Annotated in this window: 19 protein-coding genes and 1 tRNA gene; 11 read left to right on the top strand and 9 right to left on the bottom strand. The window is 35.5% G+C overall.

What is annotated here, in order from left to right; translation table 11 throughout:
• Positions 1-59: 59 nt before the first annotated feature.
• Positions 60-141, bottom strand: a tRNA-Leu gene (locus ACWHVF_RS05140).
• Between the two features lie 140 nt (positions 142-281).
• On the opposite strand from ACWHVF_RS05140, the gene ACWHVF_RS05135 reads away from it, so the two are divergent.
• Together ACWHVF_RS05135 and gshB are read left to right on the top strand one after the other, a co-directional pair.
• Complete coding sequence (locus ACWHVF_RS05135) at positions 282-878, top strand: BON domain-containing protein (protein WP_064124795.1); 597 nt, start codon at positions 282-284, stop codon at positions 876-878.
• A gap of 60 nt (positions 879-938) precedes the next feature.
• Positions 939-1868 carry a glutathione synthase gene (gene gshB, locus ACWHVF_RS05130; protein ID WP_064124796.1) on the top strand — a complete coding sequence of 310 codons (930 nt, stop codon included), beginning with the start codon at positions 939-941 and terminating at the stop codon, positions 1866-1868.
• Here gshB and murG read toward each other — a convergent pair.
• Positions 1853-2884: an undecaprenyldiphospho-muramoylpentapeptide beta-N-acetylglucosaminyltransferase gene (gene murG / locus ACWHVF_RS05125; protein WP_064124797.1), complete on the bottom strand. Its 1032-nt coding sequence runs from the start codon at positions 2882-2884 to the stop codon at positions 1853-1855. The two genes, gshB and murG, sit on opposite strands and share 16 nt — an antisense overlap.
• A 61-nt stretch (positions 2885-2945) precedes the next feature.
• Here murG and ACWHVF_RS05120 point away from each other — a divergent pair, with 61 nt between their 5' ends.
• Complete coding sequence (locus ACWHVF_RS05120) at positions 2946-3338, top strand: hypothetical protein (protein WP_064124798.1); 393 nt, start codon at positions 2946-2948, stop codon at positions 3336-3338.
• A 5-nt stretch (positions 3339-3343) separates the two neighbouring features.
• On the opposite strand, the gene lpdA is transcribed toward ACWHVF_RS05120, so the two are convergent.
• The 5 genes from lpdA to ACWHVF_RS05095 form a co-directional block, all read right to left on the bottom strand.
• On the bottom strand, positions 3344-4717 hold the full coding sequence (gene lpdA / locus ACWHVF_RS05115; RefSeq protein WP_447933225.1) for a dihydrolipoyl dehydrogenase: 1374 nt from the start codon (positions 4715-4717) through the stop codon (positions 3344-3346).
• 703 nt (positions 4718-5420) lie between these two features.
• A complete protein-coding gene (gene gyrB, locus ACWHVF_RS05110) occupies positions 5421-7808 on the bottom strand; it encodes a DNA topoisomerase (ATP-hydrolyzing) subunit B (RefSeq protein WP_064124800.1) in 2388 nt (795 codons plus the stop codon).
• 217 nt (positions 7809-8025) lie between these two features.
• Positions 8026-8634, bottom strand: coding sequence for an SCO family protein (locus ACWHVF_RS05105; protein ID WP_064124801.1), 609 nt, complete (start codon positions 8632-8634; stop codon positions 8026-8028).
• A 44-nt stretch (positions 8635-8678) separates the two neighbouring features.
• Complete coding sequence (dnaQ, locus tag ACWHVF_RS05100) at positions 8679-9374, bottom strand: DNA polymerase III subunit epsilon (protein WP_064124802.1); 696 nt, start codon at positions 9372-9374, stop codon at positions 8679-8681.
• Between the two features lie 17 nt (positions 9375-9391).
• Positions 9392-10042, bottom strand: a complete 651-nt coding sequence (locus ACWHVF_RS05095; RefSeq protein WP_064124803.1) for a Tim44/TimA family putative adaptor protein — start codon at positions 10040-10042, stop codon at positions 9392-9394.
• Positions 10043-10206: 164 nt separating this feature from the next.
• Between ACWHVF_RS05095 and secB the strand changes: the two genes are divergently transcribed.
• The 4 genes from secB (at position 10207) to putA (ending at position 17178) form a co-directional block, all read left to right on the top strand.
• Positions 10207-10710, top strand: a complete 504-nt coding sequence (gene secB, locus ACWHVF_RS05090; protein ID WP_064124804.1) for a protein-export chaperone SecB — start codon at positions 10207-10209, stop codon at positions 10708-10710.
• A 64-nt stretch (positions 10711-10774) separates the two neighbouring features.
• Entirely contained in the window at positions 10775-11290 is a 516-nt protein-coding gene (locus ACWHVF_RS05085) for a hypothetical protein (protein WP_447933224.1), read from the top strand.
• Between the two features lie 27 nt (positions 11291-11317).
• Positions 11318-13903, top strand: a complete 2586-nt coding sequence (gene acnA / locus ACWHVF_RS05080; protein WP_447933223.1) for an aconitate hydratase AcnA — start codon at positions 11318-11320, stop codon at positions 13901-13903.
• Positions 13904-14037: 134 nt separating this feature from the next.
• Positions 14038-17178, top strand: coding sequence for a bifunctional proline dehydrogenase/L-glutamate gamma-semialdehyde dehydrogenase PutA (gene putA, locus ACWHVF_RS05075; protein ID WP_064124806.1), 3141 nt, complete (start codon positions 14038-14040; stop codon positions 17176-17178).
• A gap of 118 nt (positions 17179-17296) precedes the next feature.
• On the opposite strand, the gene ACWHVF_RS05070 is transcribed toward putA, so the two are convergent.
• Positions 17297-18308, bottom strand: a protein-coding gene (locus ACWHVF_RS05070; RefSeq protein ID WP_447933063.1) for an IS630 family transposase whose coding sequence is annotated in 2 segments (ribosomal slippage) — positions 17297-17857 and positions 17859-18308 — 1011 coding nt in all. Because the reading frame shifts where the segments join, the coding sequence is not laid out codon by codon here.
• Positions 18309-18338: 30 nt separating this feature from the next.
• Here ACWHVF_RS05070 and ACWHVF_RS05065 point away from each other — a divergent pair.
• Positions 18339-18485 (top strand): hypothetical protein, encoded by a 147-nt coding sequence (locus ACWHVF_RS05065; RefSeq protein ID WP_447933222.1) that lies wholly within the window; start codon positions 18339-18341, stop codon positions 18483-18485.
• 59 nt (positions 18486-18544) lie between these two features.
• On the opposite strand, the gene ACWHVF_RS05060 is transcribed toward ACWHVF_RS05065, so the two are convergent.
• Complete coding sequence (locus tag ACWHVF_RS05060; RefSeq protein ID WP_447933192.1) at positions 18545-18745, bottom strand: hypothetical protein; 201 nt, start codon at positions 18743-18745, stop codon at positions 18545-18547.
• A gap of 490 nt (positions 18746-19235) precedes the next feature.
• Here ACWHVF_RS05060 and ACWHVF_RS05055 point away from each other — a divergent pair, with 490 nt between their 5' ends.
• The 3 genes from ACWHVF_RS05055 to ACWHVF_RS05045 all read left to right on the top strand — a co-directional run bounded on the left by ACWHVF_RS05055 (position 19236) and on the right by ACWHVF_RS05045 (position 21934).
• Complete coding sequence (locus ACWHVF_RS05055; RefSeq protein ID WP_064125569.1) at positions 19236-19877, top strand: protocatechuate 3,4-dioxygenase; 642 nt, start codon at positions 19236-19238, stop codon at positions 19875-19877.
• Positions 19878-19973: 96 nt separating this feature from the next.
• On the top strand, positions 19974-21476 hold the full coding sequence (locus tag ACWHVF_RS05050; protein WP_179945605.1) for a leucyl aminopeptidase: 1503 nt from the start codon (positions 19974-19976) through the stop codon (positions 21474-21476).
• A gap of 245 nt (positions 21477-21721) precedes the next feature.
• Positions 21722-21934, top strand: a complete 213-nt coding sequence (locus ACWHVF_RS05045) for a hypothetical protein (protein WP_006279675.1) — start codon at positions 21722-21724, stop codon at positions 21932-21934.
• Positions 21935-21939: the final 5 nt, after the last annotated feature.

Below are 21939 nucleotides of genomic sequence, written 5' to 3'. Positions count from 1 at the left end.
AAAAGTGTATTTAGTGATTATAAATTTTCCCTTAAAACCTAAGTTACATGACTTTAAAGTGCGGATAGAGGGACTTGAACCCCCACGAGCAAGCTCACCAGGACCTAAACCTGGCACGTCTACCAATTCCGCCATATCCGCAAGAAATTTTTAGTACCCTATTATAGGTATTCCATTAAAAATATTCAAGGTTTAAAGTCTTACTTAATTTATGGTATTTACACAATCAAAAAAGCTTATTAACATTTCTTAATGAAAGCTCTAAACCCTGAAAATCAATAATGAGATTAATAACAAGCTTCTTACTCGCAATTTTTTTGATTACACAAAGTGGTTGCACAACCCTTATAATAGGTGGTGTGGTGGCTACAGCGACAGCAACAGCAATAACAATGCAGGACAAATCCTTGGGAAATATCATTGATGATACGACTATGGTCATCAGAATTAATAAGGGGCTCTTAAAACATGGGCTATTTTCATCCATAAAAGTTAAAGTAAGTGAAGGAAGAGTATTGCTCATTGGAAGTGTTGACACTCCTGAAAAACAACTTACAGCAGAAAAAATAGCTTGGCAGCAAAAAGAAATTAAAGAAGTGATAAATGAAATAAGAGTAATACCAATTCAAATGGCTTCCATGCTAGACACTACTGTAGATGGCATGATAACAGCGGAAATAAGAACAAGACTTCTGGGGAAAAGAAATATTAAATCAATTAATTATAGCGTTAATACGGTTGATAGAGTTGTTTATTTGATGGGTATAGCCCAAAATAAAGCGGAATTAAAAGCTGTAATATCAATTGCAAGAAAAGTAAAGGGAGTAAAACAAGTTGTAAGTTATGTACGATATAAGTACAGTAAATTACGCCATTAGGCAAAAATCGCCTTCAAATTATAACATTTGTACAGTTGTGACAATAGGTGGAGAACATAAATGAAAGTTGCCTTTCAGATGGATGAAAATATAAATTTTGAAACTGACACTACATTCGTGCTAATAAAGGAAGCACAAAGGAGGGGGCATGAAGTTTTTGTCTATGCTCCTAACAATTTAGCACTAAAGCTAAACCATCCAATTGCTCTTGCTCAGAAAGTCAGCATTGATGATTTTAGTTTTATCTCTAAAGAGGATGTAGCGATCAACTTGAATGAAATGGACATCATATTTATCAGACAGGATCCGCCCTTTGATATGCGCTACATTACAACAACCTATATCTTAGAAAAAACCAGCGCATTGGTAATTAACAATCCAACAGAAATAAGAAATTGTCCTGAAAAATTGATAACTTCATTATTTCCAGAGCTAATTCCGCCGACTTTGATCACTGAAAATATATCGATGATTAGAGATTTCTACTACAACTATCAAGATATTATTCTGAAGCCATTGTATAGCTATGGCGGAAATGATGTAATAAGAATACGAGATGAGAATAGTATTCAAGTAGTAGTGGATCTCATGACAGCAAAATACGAATGCCCTGTGATTGCACAATCATTTTGTAAAAACATATATAAAGATAAAAGAATGTTGCTACTTTATGGTCAACCAATTGGAGTAATGAAAAGAGTTCCAAAAATCAGTGGAGAGATCAGAACAAACATGCGACTTGGAGCAAGTTTTGAGCCCGCTCAAATGAACGATAGAGACAATGAAATATGTAACAAAATTGGTCCTGAATTAAAGAAAAGGGGGCTAATATTTGTTGGTATTGATATTATAGATGACTTCCTGCTCGAAATTAACACAACTTCACCAACGGGAGTAGTTTATATCAATAAATTATATAATATATCACTAGAAAAAGACCTTTGGGATGTGTTTGAAGAAAAAGCAAGCAGCCATCAACTAAACCTGTGAACAATTACCTTAACAAACTCAGTAGTCCCATTCTTTATCCCTGTTTTTTTTGTATTATTGGTCATATCACGCAATTTTTGAGAATTATTTAATAGATCAAATAGTACCTCTGTTAGATTTTTTTTTGCTTCACTATTCTGCTCAACTATTACAGCTGCTCCCGAATCTTCAATATATTTTGCGTTATAAAATTGGTGATTATCTTTTGAGTCAGGGTAGGGAATGTATATAGCAGCGCGCCTAGCAAGAGTGATCTCTGCTATTGAAGTTGCTCCTGCTCTGCTAATTACCAAGTGAGCATTGGCCAATCTATTTTCCATATCATCAAAAAATTCACTCAATTCACAATCGATCTTTTCACTTTTGTATAGACTCTTGACCTTGTTTACATTTTTCTTCGTACATTGCTGCGTCACTCTAATTTTCTTTTTCATTTTAATAGGCAAATTACAAATTACGCTGCTTACTACATCATCAAAAAAATTTGCACCTTGGCTACCTGCTATGACCAATATATTTAGGATTTTCTCAGTGCTAGAATGGCTCTGTGCTTTTATATCAACAAAATTTCCTGTAAAAATACATTTATTGCCCTCTGCATATTTAGTCTCCGGAAAGCTGGTTGCAATTAATTTTGCACTCTTGAAAAAGAATCTATTTACTCTCCCTAAAACTGTATTTTGTTCATGTAAAATTATAGGTATAGAAAGAACTCTTGCTGCAAGAAGAGTTGGAAAAGAAGCATAGCTACCAAAACCAATGACCGATTTTGGTTTTAATTTTCTTACTTGATACAGTGCTAACATAGAGCTGTATATCAAGAAAAGGAAAAACTTAAATTTGTTGCTGCTTGGTCTACGTAATGGTAAGGTGTAGCTTTCTATGTCGGTATTTTTATTTGTTTTTTTATCAGTGAATAATATGCAATTGTATCCTTGTGTCTTTAGTGCTTTTGCTAAGGCTATGGCCGGAAAGATATGCCCACCTGTGCCACCTGTTGCTAAAATAATATCCATCTGTAAATCTAGATTGTTAACTGTTATTTAATAATTTGCACGTAGAATTTTATTAAGCTTTATGATAGTTGAGTTAAAAATGCCTAAAAGTAATAGTAAAAAAGAACCTAATGAGAAAAATAAATCTCAAGAACAAAGAAAAGGAAGAAGCGGAGGTTTTTTAGAACTGCTAAAAAATATAATAAAAATTCTTTTCAATTCGGTTGTTGACCTACCTGAGCACGAGCAGCATAATAAAATGAAAAGCACTAATCTACAACAAGATTTGGATACTAAAGGAAAAGGCCCGGAAGATCTTCATCCAAAGGCAAAGCTTGAAGTCAAAAAAGCAGCTAAGGGATTGAAAGAAGAGTTACAGAATTCTGATGCTGGTGGTAATCAATCTATTGAAACTAAAGTGCCTAATCAAACTACTACTCAAGACATTGACAACTCTAAAACAATGGAACGTTAGTTCAACTATTTAACATCTGCAGCAAGCACTGATTCGTGTATCATCTCTGAAATGGTTGGATGAGGAAAAATCGTAGATTTTATGTCGAAGTCTGTTCCTTCTAGTTGCTTTGCAAGGGCAAAATTGCTAATTAACTCCGTTACTTCTGCACCTATCATGTGGCTACCCAGAATTTCTCCGGTTTTTTTATCTATAATCGTTTTCACTAACCCTTCAGTTTCACTGAGTGCAACAGACTTACCATTAAAGTTAGAGTGAAATTTTCCTATTTTTATATCATACCCACCTTTTATTGCCTGTTCCTCAGTAAGGCCGATGCTCGCTATTTGTGGATGAGAATAAGTGCAATTTGGTATGCATTCTTTTTTTAACGCATGAGCATTTTTACCAGCAATCTTTTCAATGCAGATCACGGCTTCATGGCTCGCTTTATGTGCTAAACATGGTGGGCCAGCTACATCACCTATTGCATACACATTTGATTCACTAGTTTCATACCATTCATTCGTTTCAATAAAGCCAGAAGGGCTTAATTTAATTTTTGTATTTTCTAAACCTATATTTTCAATATTTGCTTGAATTCCAACCGCAACAATCACCCTCTCAAATTCTTTGCTCTCACCACTACTTAGTAGCACTTGAGCAGAGTCTTTACTTTTAGTAAGAGCTTTTACGCTATTGCTTGTATATATTTTTATCCCCTGTTTTGTGAATATTTCTTGTGCTAAATCTGAAATGTCTTTATCCTCCAGCGGCAAAATAGTGCTCTTTATCTCTATGATTGTTACATCAACCCCCAAAGTACTATAAAAACTTGCAAATTCTATTCCAATTGCGCCAGACCCTATAATTAGTAGTGATTTTGGTAATTTGCCCGGCATCATGGCATGCTGCGCATTCCATATTAAATCTCCATCTGCCTCTATTTCAGGCAGATTCCGTGCCCTCACGCCTGTTGCTAAAATGATATGCTTGGAAACAATTTCTTGTTCTTCCTTATCGCTAACAACTTTTATAGTACTATTGCCTGCAAGTTTACCAAAGCCTTGATGAACTTTGATGTTATTTTTTTTCATCAAATATGCAACGCCACTTGATAATTTATCAACAACGCTTCTTGAATATTTCACTATTGATTGTATATCAAAACTTGCTCCTTTTACTTCTATACCAAACTCTTTTGATCTTTTTATTAGCCTATAAACCTCAGATGCTCTAAGCAGTGATTTTGTTGGTATACATCCCCAATTTAAGCATATACCGCCTAAATTTTTTTCTTTTTCCACAATTGCAGTTTTAAATCCAAGCTGTGCCGCTCTAATTGCTGCTATATAACCACCAGGACCGCTACCTATAACCGTAATATCATACTCATTCATCAGTTTTCTTCGTATTCAAAAAGATTATATATAACAGATGGAAACCGTATGATCAATATTCAGGTAGCTGACAACATAGAAACGAAAAAACTTGCTTGACAAACTCCGCCAGCCCCCTTATTATGACAATAAGGGTATTTATGACTCAAAACTTGTTTTTGACCTGCAGGCTCAATGACAAAATTCAGTAAAAAACTCAGGTATTTATTGGCGGATTACATAAAATTATAGCGGCTGCATGTCTTTTTTATTTTTTCTACATTCAGCCAAATCGCGCTTATTTTAAGCGTTAGCACATTATTACAGCGCCACTTACAGTAATATAGAGTCAAAACTCGCACCACGGGGCTTCTTTTGCCTTTTTTTTCGCTTGGTAAATTTCTTAATGTTTGTAGCTAAAGCAATTTAAGAGACCGAAAATGGTCAGCGCTCCTTTTTTTGTCATCCCAGTGCCCCTATGATGTCATCCCAGTCTGGAATCTAGTTCTTATTGTACATTTACTTGGTGTAGAGTTAAGTTTTCTGGATCCAAGTAGTCAAGCTACTCGGATGACAGCTACCCTGAAAACCTTCATCCCGCTACGTGCTAGCGCTGCGGCGGTATGACGGTTTGCGGTGGCATGACGATAAGGTTCCAGTATCAGCTACTTGAATGACACAGTTTTTGCTTAAACCCGTAACGTTCGTACATTTTGCTAAAAGTTCAAATATCAACATCATGCACGTTGAGTGCATTGCTATTAATAAAGTCACGGCGTGGTTCAACTATATCACCCATTAATATTGAAAATATGGAATCAGCTTCTTCACAATCTTTTATTTCAACCTTCAATAAAGTTCTAGCCTCAGGATTTAACGTAGTATTCCATAGCTGATCAGCATTCATTTCACCAAGACCTTTAAATCTCTGCAGAGTTAAACCTTTTTTACCATAGTCCATTATTATTTTTGCAAGTGCACTTGGAGAAGTGATTTTTATTTCAGTTTCTTGTGACTTTAAAAATGAATCACCATTAAATAAATTACTTATACCATCAAGCAAACTTAATATGTTTTGCATATCTTTGCCTTCAAGCATACTAAGTGCAAATATATATTTGTCTGCCAATCCTTGAAATAATTTAGAGATGTGAATTTCTTTTTCTTCATCTTTTATTTCTACTTCCCAAGTATATTCACTGTACATTAATTTTAAATACTTTAATATCTCATCAGCCGATGATAGAGCATTCTTTTTGCTTAAAATTAGCAATGACTCTAAGAGATTTTGTGGTATTTCTCTATCATAATTTTTGCTAATATTAGAAATGCTAACGCATTTATTCAAAATAAGGCGCAAGTCGTTAAATTCTGTAGCTGTACCACTTAGTGTTAATCTTTTAACTGCTGAGTTTATTATATACTCTTCAAAAGTTTCGTCATCTTTAATATAAGTGTCTTTAGCATTCTTTGTAACTTTATAGAGGGGTGGCTGTGCTATGTATAAGTAGCCTTTTTCAATAACTTCACGCATGTGTCTAAAAAAGAAAGTTAGAATCAAAGTTCTGATATGTGAACCATCAACATCTGCATCTGTCATGATGATAATTTTATGATATCTAGCTTTTTCAATATCGAAGTGTTCACTCCCTATTCCAGCACCAATTGCAGTAATTAAAGAGCCTATTTCTGCAGATGAAAAAATACGATCTAAACTTACACGTTCTACGTTTAGAATTTTTCCTCTTAAGGCAAGCACTGCTTGTGTTTTACGATTACGCCCCTGCTTTGCAGTACCACCTGCTGAATTACCCTCTACTATAAATAATTCCGATAACTCAGGGGCTTTTTCCTGGCAATCAGCAAGCTTTCCTGGCAGAGTTGCAATATCAATATTGTTTTTGCTTTTAACTAACTCTCGTGCTTTTCTTGCGGCTTCTCTTCCTTTTGCTGATCTGATAGCTCTTTCTACTATACTTGTTGCCAATTTGGGATCAGTTTCAAGGATTGTGCTCAATTTATCAGAAACTATGCTCTCCACAACTGTACGCGCTTCAGAACTAACTAGTTTATCTTTTGTTTGTGAAGAAAACTTAGGATCAGGCATCTTGAGAGATAAAACACAAGTTAAACCTTCTCTAACATCCTCTCCAGTTAAATTTACTTTTGCTTTCTTTAAAAACCCTTCATTAGTTGCATAGTTATTGATACATCTAGTTAGTGCAGATCTAAATCCTGCCAAATGCGTACCACCATCTCGTTGCCTTATATTATTCGTGAAGCATAACATATGTTCATAGTAGGAATCATTCCATTCCATCGATATTTCCAAGCTGATGCCAAGATCTTCTGCATCTCCTTTCATACTGGCAATTTTAGTTACATGTGTCTTATTCTTATCTAAGTACCGCACAAAATTCGCTGTACCAAAATTGTCTTTAGATTGATTGCTCTGATTGAAATGAGATTCTGTATATGGTTCATTGCGCAGATCACGTAAAGTAATGTCGATATTTGAATTTAAAAATGCTAATTCTCTTATACGACTTTCAAGCGTTGAGTAACTGAAATTAATGCCATTAAAAGTCTCTGTTGATGGCATGAACGTGACTTTAGTTCCTCTTTTGTTTGTATTTTCGTTGACTACCTTTAAAGGTTCAATAGACTCACCATCTTCAAAGCGCATAAAGTGTTCTTTCTTATTGCGCCAAATAGTTAATTCCAACCAGCTTGATAATGCATTCACAACTGAGATTCCAACACCATGTAATCCCCCAGAAACTTTATAGGTATTACTGTCAAATTTACCACCAGCATGGAGTTGAGTCATTATTACCTCTGCTGCTGATATTCCTTCTTCTTCATGAAGGTCAGTTGGAATGCCACGACCATTATCAGTTACAGATACTGAACCATCTTTATTTATGCTAACTTCAATTTTATCACAATATCCAGCTAAAGATTCATCTATTGCGTTATCAACAACCTCATATACCATGTGGTGCAAGCCAGATCCATCGTCAGTGTCACCAATGTACATACCTGGACGTTTCCTTACAGCATCAAGACCCCTTAAGATTTTTATTGCATCGGCATTATAACTATTTTCCATTAGATTGCTTTATTTATACACGTTAATTGATGTTACATTCAGATATACTAGTTAGCAACATTTTTAAACTGATAACCCATGTTAAAAGCACAACTTTACGAATGCTTATTTTTGAAGACAGCAAATAGTGTCATTCCAATGCGTCTTCCCGGTGGAGATTAAATTATAATGCTCATGCAGTTGCGTGCTTGACTAATTAACAGAAAAATCTATAATTTCAGTTTACGTATTTTCTTATCTCAGCCAAAATCTTATCAGATTGACTTTCGTCTGAATTTAAATCAGCTGCAAAGTGTGTGACATATTTTCCTCCAGGGCCAATAAGATATATTATCGAAGAATGGTTGATTTCTTCTTCTCCGTCTACTTTGCTTGCATATACTTTATATTTCGCAACTACTTCGTCTATTTTTTCTCTTTCACCAGTTAACATTTGTATTCTATGGTCAAATTGTTGCTGAAATTCTTTAAGTCTTTCCGTGCTATCGCGCTCAGGATCAACTGTGATGAAGAATGTTTGTAGCTTGTTGTTAGTTTTCTCATCTAACTTTGCAAGTGTTTCTGAAATTATCCCAAGGTTCATAGGACAAATTCTTTTACATGATGAAAATCCAAAGAAAATCATCATGTATTTATCTTTAAAATCACTACTGCGCAGAATCTGTCCGTCCTGATTAATTAAAGAAAAATCTCCGCCTATCTTAACTTCCGCGTTGTGAATCTCTGCTGGGGCAAATATGCCTTTTTTAGTGAAATAACAATAACCTAAAAAAACAACTGCTAATGCTGCTAGCACATTAGATAACAATCTTATAAACCTTACCATTAGAATGCTCTCAGTAAAATCAAATTGTATCTTTATTGGTTAACCTATTCAATATATTTATTCCAAAGTGTATTGTTAATTTTGTCTAACAGTTTCTTATGTTCATCAATTTCTTCACTATTTGGTGAATGTTCTCTGGGAGTTAGATTACGTACTTTATGCTGAACGAATGTGGAGTTACTGTCCTGATTGCATTCATTATCAAACAGAAAGGTTTGTAACCCTCCTGTAAGTTCAACATATACCTTTGCAAGCAATTGAGCATCAACTAGTGCTCCGTGCAATTCTCTATTCTCTAGCGATATATCAAAACGCTTACATAATGCATTCAAAGAAGCAGGTGATCCTGCGAATTTTTTCCTCGCAAGAGGTAATGTATCTAGCACTCTGTCTGAGGAAATTAACCCAGCATTCAGCTTGCTTAACTCCATGTTAAGGAACTTAACATCGAATTCAGCGTTGTGAATTACCAAAATATCATTAGATATAAAGTCAAGAAATTCAAGTGCAACATCTGAAAATAATGGTTTATCTTCTAAAAATTCTTCACTAATACCGTGAATCTTAAACGAGTGATAAGGTATATCTCTTTCTGGGTTAAGGTACCGATGGAATACTTTACCTGTTGGAATGCGGTTAATTAATTCCACACACCCTATTTCAATAATTCGATGACCAGATTCAGTGTCAAGACCTGTCGTTTCAGTGTCAAGTACTATTTCGCGTAGCTTGCTTTCCATTTCAAATAAAACTCATCTTACTTATCATTTGTCTTATCGTTACTTGTCTTTTTATAGTTAATAGAAACAAGCAACCAGCTTGGGTCTGATGAATTAACATTTTTTTTAAATTGCCATACATCCTCAACTTTATTAATGGTGGATGTGCTACCTGATATGATATCTCCTTCATTGTTCTTAACGAAGTTAATTTGCTCTGAAAGGAAATATACTGCAATAAACACTGTGTTTTTTACTAGCTTTATTTCTAAAATCTTTTGTGAAACGATAGAAACAATTATAGACTCGTGCACCTCTTTACGATGTTTAATCTTCTCTGCAAAATTATCATATAAGTCTTTATCGAGAAGTGGTTTTAACTGAGACAAATTTCCTTGATTGAAATACTTTATTATTAATTCAAAAGCTATGCTTGAACCTTCTATAAAGTGGGAAATAGAAAAATCTTTGTTTTTTTTTAATATTTGTTCATAAGTAACTTTTATTGAATTTTCATCATTGCTATCAATATAACTCTCAATGTTTTCTACTACATCTTCTTTACTTCGACTTACATCCAATACATTAGTTAGCTTTTTTAGGTTGAGATTGGTTGACCTTCCTAAAGAATTATACAAACGTGAAAAAATGAATGCCGCTAATAAAGCATATATTACAAGCTCTATCATAGTAACTCAACTCCTTGGCATATAAAGTATCTGAACATTATTAATTATTAATGAAAATATGTTTTTCATATCAACTTATAATCAGGTTTGCTATTCATTTGTAAATGAATATATTATATAAGAAAGTATTAAATATCTCAACTCAATTAAAGGAGACGTAAGAAATGCCACAACAAAAAATGAGAATTCACGGTCAATATGTTAAAGATCTATCGTTTGAGAATCCGAATTCGCCATTCCTTTCTTCAAATAAAGCTCCCGATATTAATGTAATGGTTAATATCAATTCAGCGAAATTAGAAGGAATGGAAAACAAAGAAGGAGTGAATGAAGAAAAATCTTTCCATGAAATTACTTTGCATATAGAAGTTAAAGCAACAGTGAAAGATGAAGGTATAAAAGATGGCGTAGCTTTCATTTGTGAAACGAAATACTGTGGCATTTTTTCAATAGAAAATCTAAAAGAGTTGAGTGAGGAAGAGGTAAGACAAGCTTTGTTTATTGGCGGACCTACTTTTCTTTTCCCTTTTGCAAGAGAAATAATTGCAAGAGTTACAAGCAGTGGTGGATTTCCCCCACTAATGCTAGATCCTATAGATTTTGAAACTATGTACGAGCAGCAAAGTCAACAACAAAGAAGTAACGGTAGTAATTCCAATTTTAACTAATGTAGTGTAATATATAGCTGAAAATAGCTGTGCTACTGAGGTACCAAAGGAGGAAGTATCTGAAATGAAGCAGAATATGTGTAATGATTTTGAATGTGATCTATATATCCAGTTGTCATCCAAATGTACTTCATCCTTGTCATCCAGGTGCAAATTATTCTTGTCATCCCAGTGCGTGACACTGGGATCTAGTTCACAACTGTACGAACGTTGCAATGTGACACGATGTTGCATAATAAATGATGTCATTCCAGTGCGTGACACTGGAATCCAGTTCTTATTATACAGCTATCTGGTGTACTTATTTAAAATTAAGTTTTCTGGATCTCAGTGCCAAAGCACTGGGGTGACACCCTTCCTGGCGGAGATTATTCTCAAATCACAATGTTCGTACAGTTGTGGATCCAGTTTCGTTGTTCAATTTCATCAAAAGTGTTGTATAGCGTGCTTATTTGCAATCAAATTTTCTGGATCCCAGTGTCTGGGCACTGGGATGACATTGGTAGTTATGCTTACTCTACTGCAACACGGGACGTTCGTACAGTTGTGTGTCATGCACTGGAATGACATCATTAGTTGATTTTTCACTTAAAAATGGTTATGCAGGATGAATAATTCTTTAAACGCAAAAACAACTTTAAATATTGACGGGAAATCATACAACTATTTTAGCCTAAGTAGTGCTAGTGAATTTTTAGGAATAGATGTGACTAAATTGCCCTGCTCACTTAAGGTTCTGCTTGAGAATTTATTGCGCAATGAAGATGGAGTAAACATAAAGCTGGATGATATAAGAGTACTAGCAGACTGCGTTAATAAACACACTAATCACGAAATTAGCTATAAACCAGCAAGGGTGTTGATGCAAGATTTTACAGGGGTTCCTGCTGTTGTTGATCTAGCTTCAATGCGGAGCTATGTTAAGAAAAATGGAGGAAACCCGAGCAACATAAATCCTTCTGTACCGGTTGATCTTGTGATTGACCATTCTGTTCAAGTAGATAATTATGGAAGTGTTTCCGCATTCAGTAAGAATGTTGAGCTAGAAGTAAAAAGAAATTTGGAAAGATATCAATTCTTAAAGTGGGGAGAATCATCCTTCACAAATTTTAGAGTAGTACCGCCAGGTACTGGAATTTGCCACCAAGTGAATCTTGAGTATTTAGCGCAAGTTGTATGTAATAAGGATGGGGTTTTGTATCCTGACACTTTAGTTGGTACTGACAGCCATACTACAATGGTTAACGGATTATCAGTTCTTGGTTGGGGTGTTGGAGGCATAGAAGCTGAGTCTGTGATGCTTGGTCAACCAATTAGTATGGTGATTCCAGAAGTAGTTGGATTTAAATTAATTGGCAGATTGTCGGAAGGAGTAACTGCGACCGATTTAGTGCTGACGGTTACCAATATCCTAAGAACAAAAGGCGTTGTTGGTAAATTTGTAGAATTTTATGGTGATGGTTTAGATTATTTATCTTTGGCAGATAGAGCCACTATAGCAAACATGGCCCCGGAGTATGGCGCAACTTGTGGATTTTTTCCAATTGATCAGAAAACACTCGATTATTTACATTTAACAGGGCGACCAGAAGAGCTGATCAAATTAGTTGAAGTCTATTCAAAAGAGCAGGGATTGTGGCGCAGCAATGACGAATTAGCATTTTTTGACACACTAGAGCTTGATTTATCGAGTGTGGAACCAGTAATGGCTGGTCCTAAAAGACCACAGGATAAGATTTTCCTTTCAGAAGTAGCGGAATCTTTTTCTACGTCATTTTCAGTTAATGAGTCAAAGGAAAGCGATAAACTCCAAGATGGAAGTGTAGTTATTGCAGCAATAACAAGCTGCACTAATACTTCTAATCCAAGTGTGATGATTGCTGCAGGTCTTGTAGCTCGTAATGCAATTAAACTTGGATTAAAATCAAAGCCTTGGGTTAAAACTTCACTTGCTCCAGGGTCACAAGTTGTAACAGAATATTTAGAAAAGTCTGGATTGCAGGTAGATCTAAATGCTTTGGGTTTTAATCTAGTTGGATATGGTTGCACAACTTGCATTGGGAATTCTGGTCCACTTAATAAAGATATAGAAGATGGCATTAAAAACAAAAACTTAACCGTTGCTGCAGTTTTATCTGGCAATCGTAACTTTGAAGGAAGAATTCATCCATTAGTCAAAGCTAATTACTTGGCATCTCCGCCACTTGTTGTTGCATATGCACTTGCAGGTACTGTACGAATTGACCTGACAAAAGATCCTATATGCAAAGATAAGAATGGAAATGATATCTATCTCAAAGATATATGGCCAACAAACAATGAAATCGAAGATTGTGTTAAAAATGTGGTAACACGTGAGATGTTTATACAAAAGTATAAGGATGTTTTTTCTGGTGATGAACATTGGCGAAAGATAAAGTGTGAAAAAAGTGAAATCTATAATTGGGATGCAAACAGCACTTACATACAAAATCCGCCTTATTTTGATAATTTATCACCTAAAAATAATAAAATCGATATAAAAGGTGCACAAATATTGGCAATGTTTGGCGATAGCGTAACCACTGACCACATCTCTCCTGCTGGAAATATTGCTTCAAGTAGTTCTGCTGGTCTATATTTAAAGAGGCTTGGAGTTGAACCACAGGACTTTAATTCATATGGATCTCGCCGTGGTAACCACAATGTAATGATGCGTGGGACTTTTGCTAATATCAGAATAAAAAATGAAATGGTTAGCACCGAAGGTGGATATACAAAATATATTCCTTCTCAAGAAACGATGTCGATTTTTGATGCAGCAATGCGCTACAAGGAAACTCTCATCATTGTAGCAGGAAAGGAATATGGCACAGGTTCAAGTAGGGATTGGGCAGCAAAGGGTACTTTATTGTTGGGGGTTAAAGTTGTCATTGCAGAAAGCTTCGAGCGCATACATAGATCCAACTTAGTTGGCATGGGTGTTCTTCCACTTATATTCCAAAATGGAATAACCAGAAAGATATTTGATGGTAGCGAGGTAATAAGCATAAAAGGTGAAATAGTGCCAAGTGGAAATTTAGAATGTATCATTAAAAGACAGGATAGTTCTGAACAATCAATTCAACTCAAATGCTGTGTACAAACTGCAACTGAGGTTAAATACTTAATGAGTGGTGGAGTATTGAGCTACATACTTGCACAATCTTTTTGATTTAGTGAAGTTATTGCATGGACTTCTTTTAGCCAGCCCTGATCCCTTTGTAAATAGCAATTTGCTCTGCGCAAAGTTATGATATAATTTCACCATACATATGGTGTCGGAGTATTTTTTGGAGATAATTATATATGATAAGCTCTATACAAGAACCTAATGAACTCAGAAAACGTTTACAAGGATTTTATCGTACTGATGAAAAGAGTTATATACGTTATCTTGTAGAAAAAGCAGAGCTTTCGGCTGATTCAAAAAATAGAATTTATAATATAGCAAAACAAGTTATTGAAAAAATCAAACACAATAAATTAAGTATTGTAGATTCCTTTATGCAGCAATACTCGCTTTCCAATGATGAAGGAATAGCATTGATGTGCCTTGCTGAGTCGCTACTTAGAATACCAGATGATTATACAATAGACGAAATAATCAAAGATAAAATTGCCAATCAGGAATGGAATAAACATTTAGGGCACTCTTCTTCGTTGTTTGTCAATGCTTCCACATGGAGTTTGATGATAGGTAGCAGTATATTGAGAGATAACGAAGGTGATTCGAAGTTCTATTACGCAATTTCTAAGTTACTTAAGAGTTTAGGAGAACCGATCATTCGCAAAGCAGTAAAACAAGCAATGTCTATACTTGGTAATCATTTTGTTGTTGGAGAAACCATAGAAGAAGCTTTAAGGTACGCAAAACTAGATGACAATAGTAAGTTTTTATACTCTTTTGATATGCTTGGCGAAGCTGCTCACACAGCTGAGGATGCGGAAGAGTATTTTAATTCATACATGCACTCAATAAAAGCTATAGGTGAATCCACTGAAATAAATGATTGTTTTAAATCGCATGGAGTTTCAATCAAATTGTCTGCGTTACATCCACGTTATGAATTTGGTCAATTCGATAATATAGCTGAAGAGTTGAGAGCTAAACTGCTAGAGCTTTGTCATGAAGCAAAAAAATACAACATTTCATTATGCATAGATGCAGAAGAAACAGAAAGGCTTGAAATGTCCTTAATCTTGTTTGAACAATTACGGCTTGATGAATCACTTTCTGAGTGGGAAGGGCTTGGCTTGGCTGTACAAGCATATCAAAAACGTGCTTTGTCTGTTCTTGACTTTGTAGAGGATGTTGCTATTCGATCAAATCATAAAATTATGGTCAGACTTGTAAAAGGTGCATATTGGGATTCAGAAATCAAGCGTACGCAAGAATTGGGATTAAATGATTACTCAGTATTTACAAGAAAAAGCTATACTGACGTATCTTACCTCGCGTGCGCACAGAAACTTTTGAGTAAACCAAACAGCTTTTACCCATGCTTTGGAACTCATAACGCCTATACTTTTGCTTCTATCATGGAACTTGCTGATAAAAACCACCCTGGATTTGAATTTCAACGCTTACATGGAATGGCAAAAGACTTATATGATTATGCAATGTCAGAGCTTGCAACAAATGTTAGCTGTCGTGTCTACGCACCCGTTGGGAAACATAGTAACTTGTTGCCTTATCTTATAAGACGCCTTCTTGAAAATGGAGCTAATAGTTCGTTTGTTAATCAAATAAGTGATCCTAACGTTAAAATCGATGAGTTAATTTCAGATCCACTGGAAAAAGCTATAAATTTTAATTATGAACCTCATCCAGGCATTCCGTTACCACAAGATATTTTGGGACCAGAAAGAAAAAATTCCTTGGGGACGGATATTAGTGATTCTGTGGTAGTCTCACAATTTGCAGATGATATAAAGAGCTTTAGTGAAAAAAAATGGCAAGTTGGGCCGATAATTGACGGACAGTCACTTTTTGATGATGCCAAATTTACTGAAGTGGTGAATCCTGCACATTTAGAAAATGTAATTGGAGAAGTGTCAAATACAACAAGTGCTCAAGTTTTAAACGCTCTTGAAATAGCACATAGTGCTTTTACTAAGTGGCAGAATGTTTCAGCAGAAAAGCGCGCTAAATGCCTTGAAAAAGCTGCAGATTTGCTTGAAGAAAGGATGAAAGAGTTGATTTACATTCTGATCGTAGAAGCAGGAAAAATTTTATCTGATGCAATAGCGGAAGTAAGAGAGGCAGTGGATTTCTTACGTTACTACGCAACGATAGCAAAAAATGAACTGAGCGACTGGAAAAAATTGCCAGGTCCAACGGGTGAAGATAACTTCATCTTTTTTGAAGGCAGAGGAGTTTTCCTGTGTATATCACCATGGAATTTTCCACTTGCTATCTTCATTGGGCAGGTTTCAGCTGCACTTGCAGCAGGTAATGCAGTGCTGGCAAAACCGGCAGAGCAAACGCCGATTATTGCCTATGAAGCTGTTAAGATACTACATGAAGCTGGGATACCAAAAAATGTGTTACACCTCATTCCTGGGGATGGTGGATATTTAGGCAGAATATTAGTTCCAGACAATAGAATTGCTGGAATAGCTTTTACTGGCTCAACACAAACTGCTCAAATAATCAATAAAATGCTTGCAAATAGGGATGGGCCTATCGTGCCACTTATTGCTGAAACAGGAGGGCTCAATGCTATGATAGTTGATAGCTCTGCTCTTTTAGAGCAAGTGGCTATGGATGCTTTGCTTTCTGCGTTTCGTAGCAGTGGTCAACGCTGTTCTGCGCTAAGGGTGCTGTTTATTCAAGAAGATATAGCAGAAAAACAGATAAGAATGATATGCGGTGCAGCACAAGAACTAAAGATTGGTGACCCAATACAACTTAGTACTGATATTGGTCCAATAATTGACAAAGCATCTATCGATATGCTAACTCAACATACGCAAAAAATGTCAGAGGACGAAGATTCAAATCTGTTATTTAAAGTACCCATGGATACAAATTCTCATAATGGTTATTTCTTTCCTCCATACATTTATGAGATACAAAAAATTTCGCAATTAAAGCAAGAAGTATTTGGTCCTATTTTACATATCATACGTTTTAACAAGTCACAATTAAATGAAGTTATAAGTGATATAAATAGTACTGGATATGGACTTACGTTTTCTTTGCAGAGTCGTATACAAAGCCAAATTGACACTATAAGTAAAAAAATATCAGTTGGAAATGTCTACATCAACCGTAACCAGATAGGTGCAGCAGTTGGGATACAACCATTTGGTGGTAGAGGACTATCTGGCACTGGGCCAAAAGCTGGTGGTCCTCATTATTTACAGCGTTTTTCTACAGAAAAAGTTGTAAGTGTTAACACTACAGCATTTGGTGGTAACACTACACTTATGTGTTTGGATTAATTTGCGGGCCCTAATTTTTCTTACCCCTAAACTAGACGTTCGTGCAGAAAGCGCTAAGATCCGAAAAGGACCAGTTTATGCACTAGACTTCTTGCATAACCTAAACTAATACCAATTCTCATTGTTGGTCATTCAAATAGGATACATAGCAGAGTTGTTTAATTGTGGAGTAGGTAAGAGAAGTAATAAATTTACACAAAGCACTCTCAAGCAAAGCAATAGTATCGTATATTTTATTGCGCAAAATGTTCTGTTTTACATACAACCAAAGCCTCTCAACTGGATTGAGTTCAGGTGAGTATGGTGGTAGGTATATAATCTCAATATTTTTAGGTACCTTTAAACTTTTCGACTTATGCCAACTAGCACAATCCATAACAAGAAAGGCTTCTCGTGGTCCCAAATATTGAGACATTTGCTCAAGAAATATATTCATACAATCAGTGTTGACATTCGGTGCAAACAAGCTAGAATTCTCCCCATTTCTAGGATTAACTGCACTGTAGAGATAAAAATTTTCCCTACCTAATTTTACCTTAACTTTTGTTCTGACGCCTTTTTTAAACCATCCATGCCCGGTCTTTGAATGTGTGCCAAACCGCGATTCATCGAAGAAAAACAGCTCTTTTTCAGGATACTTGCCAATAACTTCGTTGAGATTTTTTTTTGAATTCCTCTTATTTTCTTTTATCTTGTACATTGTGTACTGGTCTTGGTGTAATATAAGAGAATTTCATCTTTTGCATATAGCGGTGTACTGTAGATTTGCTAATATTTAAGCCGAACTTTTCCTGGATTCTTATTCTCATTTCTTTAATGGTAATATTAGGATTTTCTCCTACCCATGCTTCAACTTGCTGTAGTTGAGCCTGATTTAATTTAGTTTTTCTACGCCGTTGTGGAGGAGCAAACAATTTTTCTTCTCTGCCTAATTTCAAGAGTTTTATCCACGAAGTTAGTGCGCTTCTTGAAATGCAATATATTTTTGCTACAGCCGTTATACTATGCTTTTTTGCTGCAATTACAGCATTTAGTTTTTTTGCAACATATGCATTGTTCCTTACTTTCTTCAGCATTTTTTTTGCTGATTTTACTACTTCTTCATCCAATAATTTTGATCTTAGTGCCATTTATACCTCGACTATTTCACTTATTTCATTATGGCTTGTCTTCTATTATTGTCTATCTGTTTGCCGTGTAATGGGAATTGGTATAAGCAGAAAAAAGGTGTCATCCGAGTAGCCTCCTTATTTTTGTCATCCCAGTGCCCAGACTACTTGGATCCAGAAAAAAGAATGGTGTCATGAAAGTAGCCTCCTTCTCCTGTCATTCCAGTGCCTATTTCTTTGTCATCCCAGTCCCCTGACTACTTGGATCCAGGAAACTTAGTTGCAAGTAATGCATTGGGTTTGGTGAGTATGGGTTTTGCGTTATAGAATGAAGCACTTTTGGTGAATTTATAAAGAAAGCTGGATCCCAGTGTCAAGCACTGGGATGACACCCTACTAGCAGAAGTTACTCTCAAATGTTTGTTCATGTTAGCTACAAACATTAAGAAATTTACCAAATGAAAAAAAAGGCAAAAGAAGCCCTGGTCATTGTCTATTTTCAGTATTGGCGTTTTTTTATGTTTTAAACGTTTAATAACCGCGATTCAGCTGCTTTTTAATGCAACTAAACTTTAGTCATAAATGTTTAAGAGATTTACTAAGCAGAAAAAAAGGCAAAAAAAATCCCGTGTTAGCTAGTTGTCACTCTCTAATCCTGCAAATTGGCGTACTATACTGTCTTAAACGACTTATAAGCGCGTTTCAGCTTATATAGGTAAAAACCCAAAATTTTTATAAAGACATAGTATGCACATAGTGCAAAAATTAAACAATAGTACGCCAAATACAAGTCTTCTTGTCGTTTTAATCTGCACAGATTGGGAAGTTAAATAAAATAGCTTCACTTTCATGATAAGGGGGCTGGCGGAGTTTGTAAAGTAATTTTTTCGTTTCTATTCCCAATAAAAGTTTGTTATATGGTTATGCAAGAAGTCTATTATAAATGAAATGAATGTGAAAAATATCTTATTAGCGCTTTTAGTACAAACGGTATTCAGTTTGCCGCTATTTGCAGCTGATCCTGTTTTGCTCAACTGCATTGAAACTCCAGAAATATATGACCTTGATGCAAGGCCAAAAAATTTTAGCTCTTCAAACAATTTAAGAAGGAAACCTGGTTCTCCAAATAGTGCAACAGGAGAATTAATACACATAGTGGGTAGAATTACTGATATAAACTGTTTACCAATACAAAATGCTGTAGTTTCTATATGGCACGCAAATTCACGCGGCGTGAACCATTACGATAAGAATATAGAGGATGATCCGAATTTTGCTGGATCAGGAAGGTTTGTAGTGAATAATCTTGGCTATTATAATTTTATTACGATAGCACCTGGTAAAATTGGTGATAGAGCTCCACATATTAACTTTCTAGTTCAACATCCAGATTTTCCAGAATTCACAACGCAAATGTTTTTTGTTGACCATAATTGCGATAATTGTGCTGATCCTGTTCTTGAAGATTTTGTTAGTAACGGGCTTGCAAGCCTTCTAATAGCACCGTTTACCTATAATGATCAAGTTATAAAAACCTATACGTTTAATATTACCTTGGGTGGATATAATAAGTTCTCTAATAAAAGATAAAAACCCTTGCATGTAAGGGAGTCCATAGTAAACTTAAGTGTTATTGTACTTAGGATGTATATGAAAAATATCTTACTGATGTTTTTGCTATGTTTTATGTACAGTTTACAATTATTTGCAACGGAGATGCCAGCAATGAAAATAACAATTTCTAAAATTTCGCCCGATTTTAAAACAATAGTAATGGGTTTATTTGAAGACAACGAAAACGTAAATGATGGCGGAGTTTTGCAAGGAAAACAGGTCATAGATAATATAAAGCAATTTAGCGATTTCAATGGAAGTTTTGGTGAATTTTTCTCTACTGCTTTACCAGAAGAAAAAAATGTTATAGTTGTTGGACTGGGTAAGAAGGATGAATGGAATGAAAATAAAGAATTAAATATTGGTGGTAAAATATATTGTGAGCTAAGCAGATTAAAAATTAAAAAAGCAGCGGTTTTAATCGAAGGTAGTGCAGCAAATGTTGCATATGGTGCGTTTCTGCGTAGTTTTAAGTTTGATAAGTATAAAACTAAAAAGGATGAGAAAATTACAGAGGTAGAGGAAATTACCGTATTAGTAAAAGATAAGCAATTAAGTAATGCTGAAAGATCATTTGAGCACTTAAGGCAAGAAGGTGAGAGTATATTCCTTGCGCGCTCTTTTATAACAGAGCCTCCTAACATTCTATATCCAGAATCCTATGCTGATCATATAAAAAAAGAGCTTACTAAGCTTGGCCTTGAAATCGAAGTGCTTGATAAAAAGCAGATGGAAGAGAAAAAAATGGGAGCCTTGCTTGGAGTTGCACAAGGAAGTAGTAAAGAACCAAAATTAGTAGTGATAAAATGGAATGGAGCTGCTAAAGAACAAAAGCCAATAGCTTTTGTTGGTAAAGGCATAACGTTTGACACTGGTGGAGTATCGCTCAAACCTTCACGTGGTATGGAGTCGATGAAATATGACATGGCAGGCTCTGCTGCTGTGGTTGGAGTGATGCATGCTTTAGCAGGACGAAAAGCAAAAGTAAATGCGATCGGTGTGGTCGCACTTGCAGAAAATGCAGTGGGTGGTAATGCTCAAAGACCAAGTGATGTAGTAACTTCAATGTCTGGACAGACAATAGAAGTGTTGAACACCGATGCAGAAGGAAGGCTCATACTTGCAGATGCTTTATGGTATACGCAAGACAGATTCTCACCAAAATTTATGATTGATCTTGCAACTTTAACTGGTGCTATAGTGGTTGCACTTGGAAATAACGAATATGCTGGTCTTTTTTCAAATAATGATGAATTAGCAAGCCGTCTGATTGATGCAGGAAATGAAGTAAATGAGAAGTTATGGCGTTTTCCTATGAATGAAACTTATGACAAAATTATTGATTCACCGATTGCTGATGTTCAAAACATCGCTCCTGCAGGTTCTGGCGGAGATAGCATAATGGCTGCACAGTTTTTACAGCGTTTTGTGAATGAAACTTGCTGGGCACATTTAGATATCGCAGGCACTGCTTGGCACGAAAAAGGTACTGACATTTGTCCAAGAGGAGCAGTAGGTTTTGGTGTAAGGTTACTTAATAAGTTGGTTAAAAAGTACTACGAAGCCAATGATTAAAGGTCTTTATACTGGATTTATGGCTTGACTCACAGCTACATGAACGTTTATTTTCGAGGCGCAGCAAATGAAAGTAGCTGATGCATATTTCTTTTTTTCTGGTCAAGCACTGGAATGATATCAAGGAGTAACTTTTTATTTAAACAATGATTATAATAAGAGATCTATTGAAATTTTAAAGTTATTAAATATTGACGCTATATACTTAAGTGTTAAAATAGAATGAAAAGTTTTTAGGAGTTTATATGGCAGCAGGTGGGAAAGCAAAGACAGCTAGTAAAAATAACCCTACTCAGCGTAAGAAAGCTGAGCAAAAAATGTATAAAGATAAACCGGTAAAACCTGTTAGATATATAGATCGTGACTCGCGCATGAATTATATGTCTGCTCAATATGACAACGGCAATCTGGTTGAAGATGAGGTAAGCGGCAATCCTATAAAGTGGGAAGCTGTATAATAGTT

It is taken from the genome of Wolbachia endosymbiont of Dactylopius coccus (genome assembly GCF_977011065.1).
Note: the sequence above shows the minus strand (reverse complement) of the source record. Positions and strands in the feature narration are given on the sequence as shown.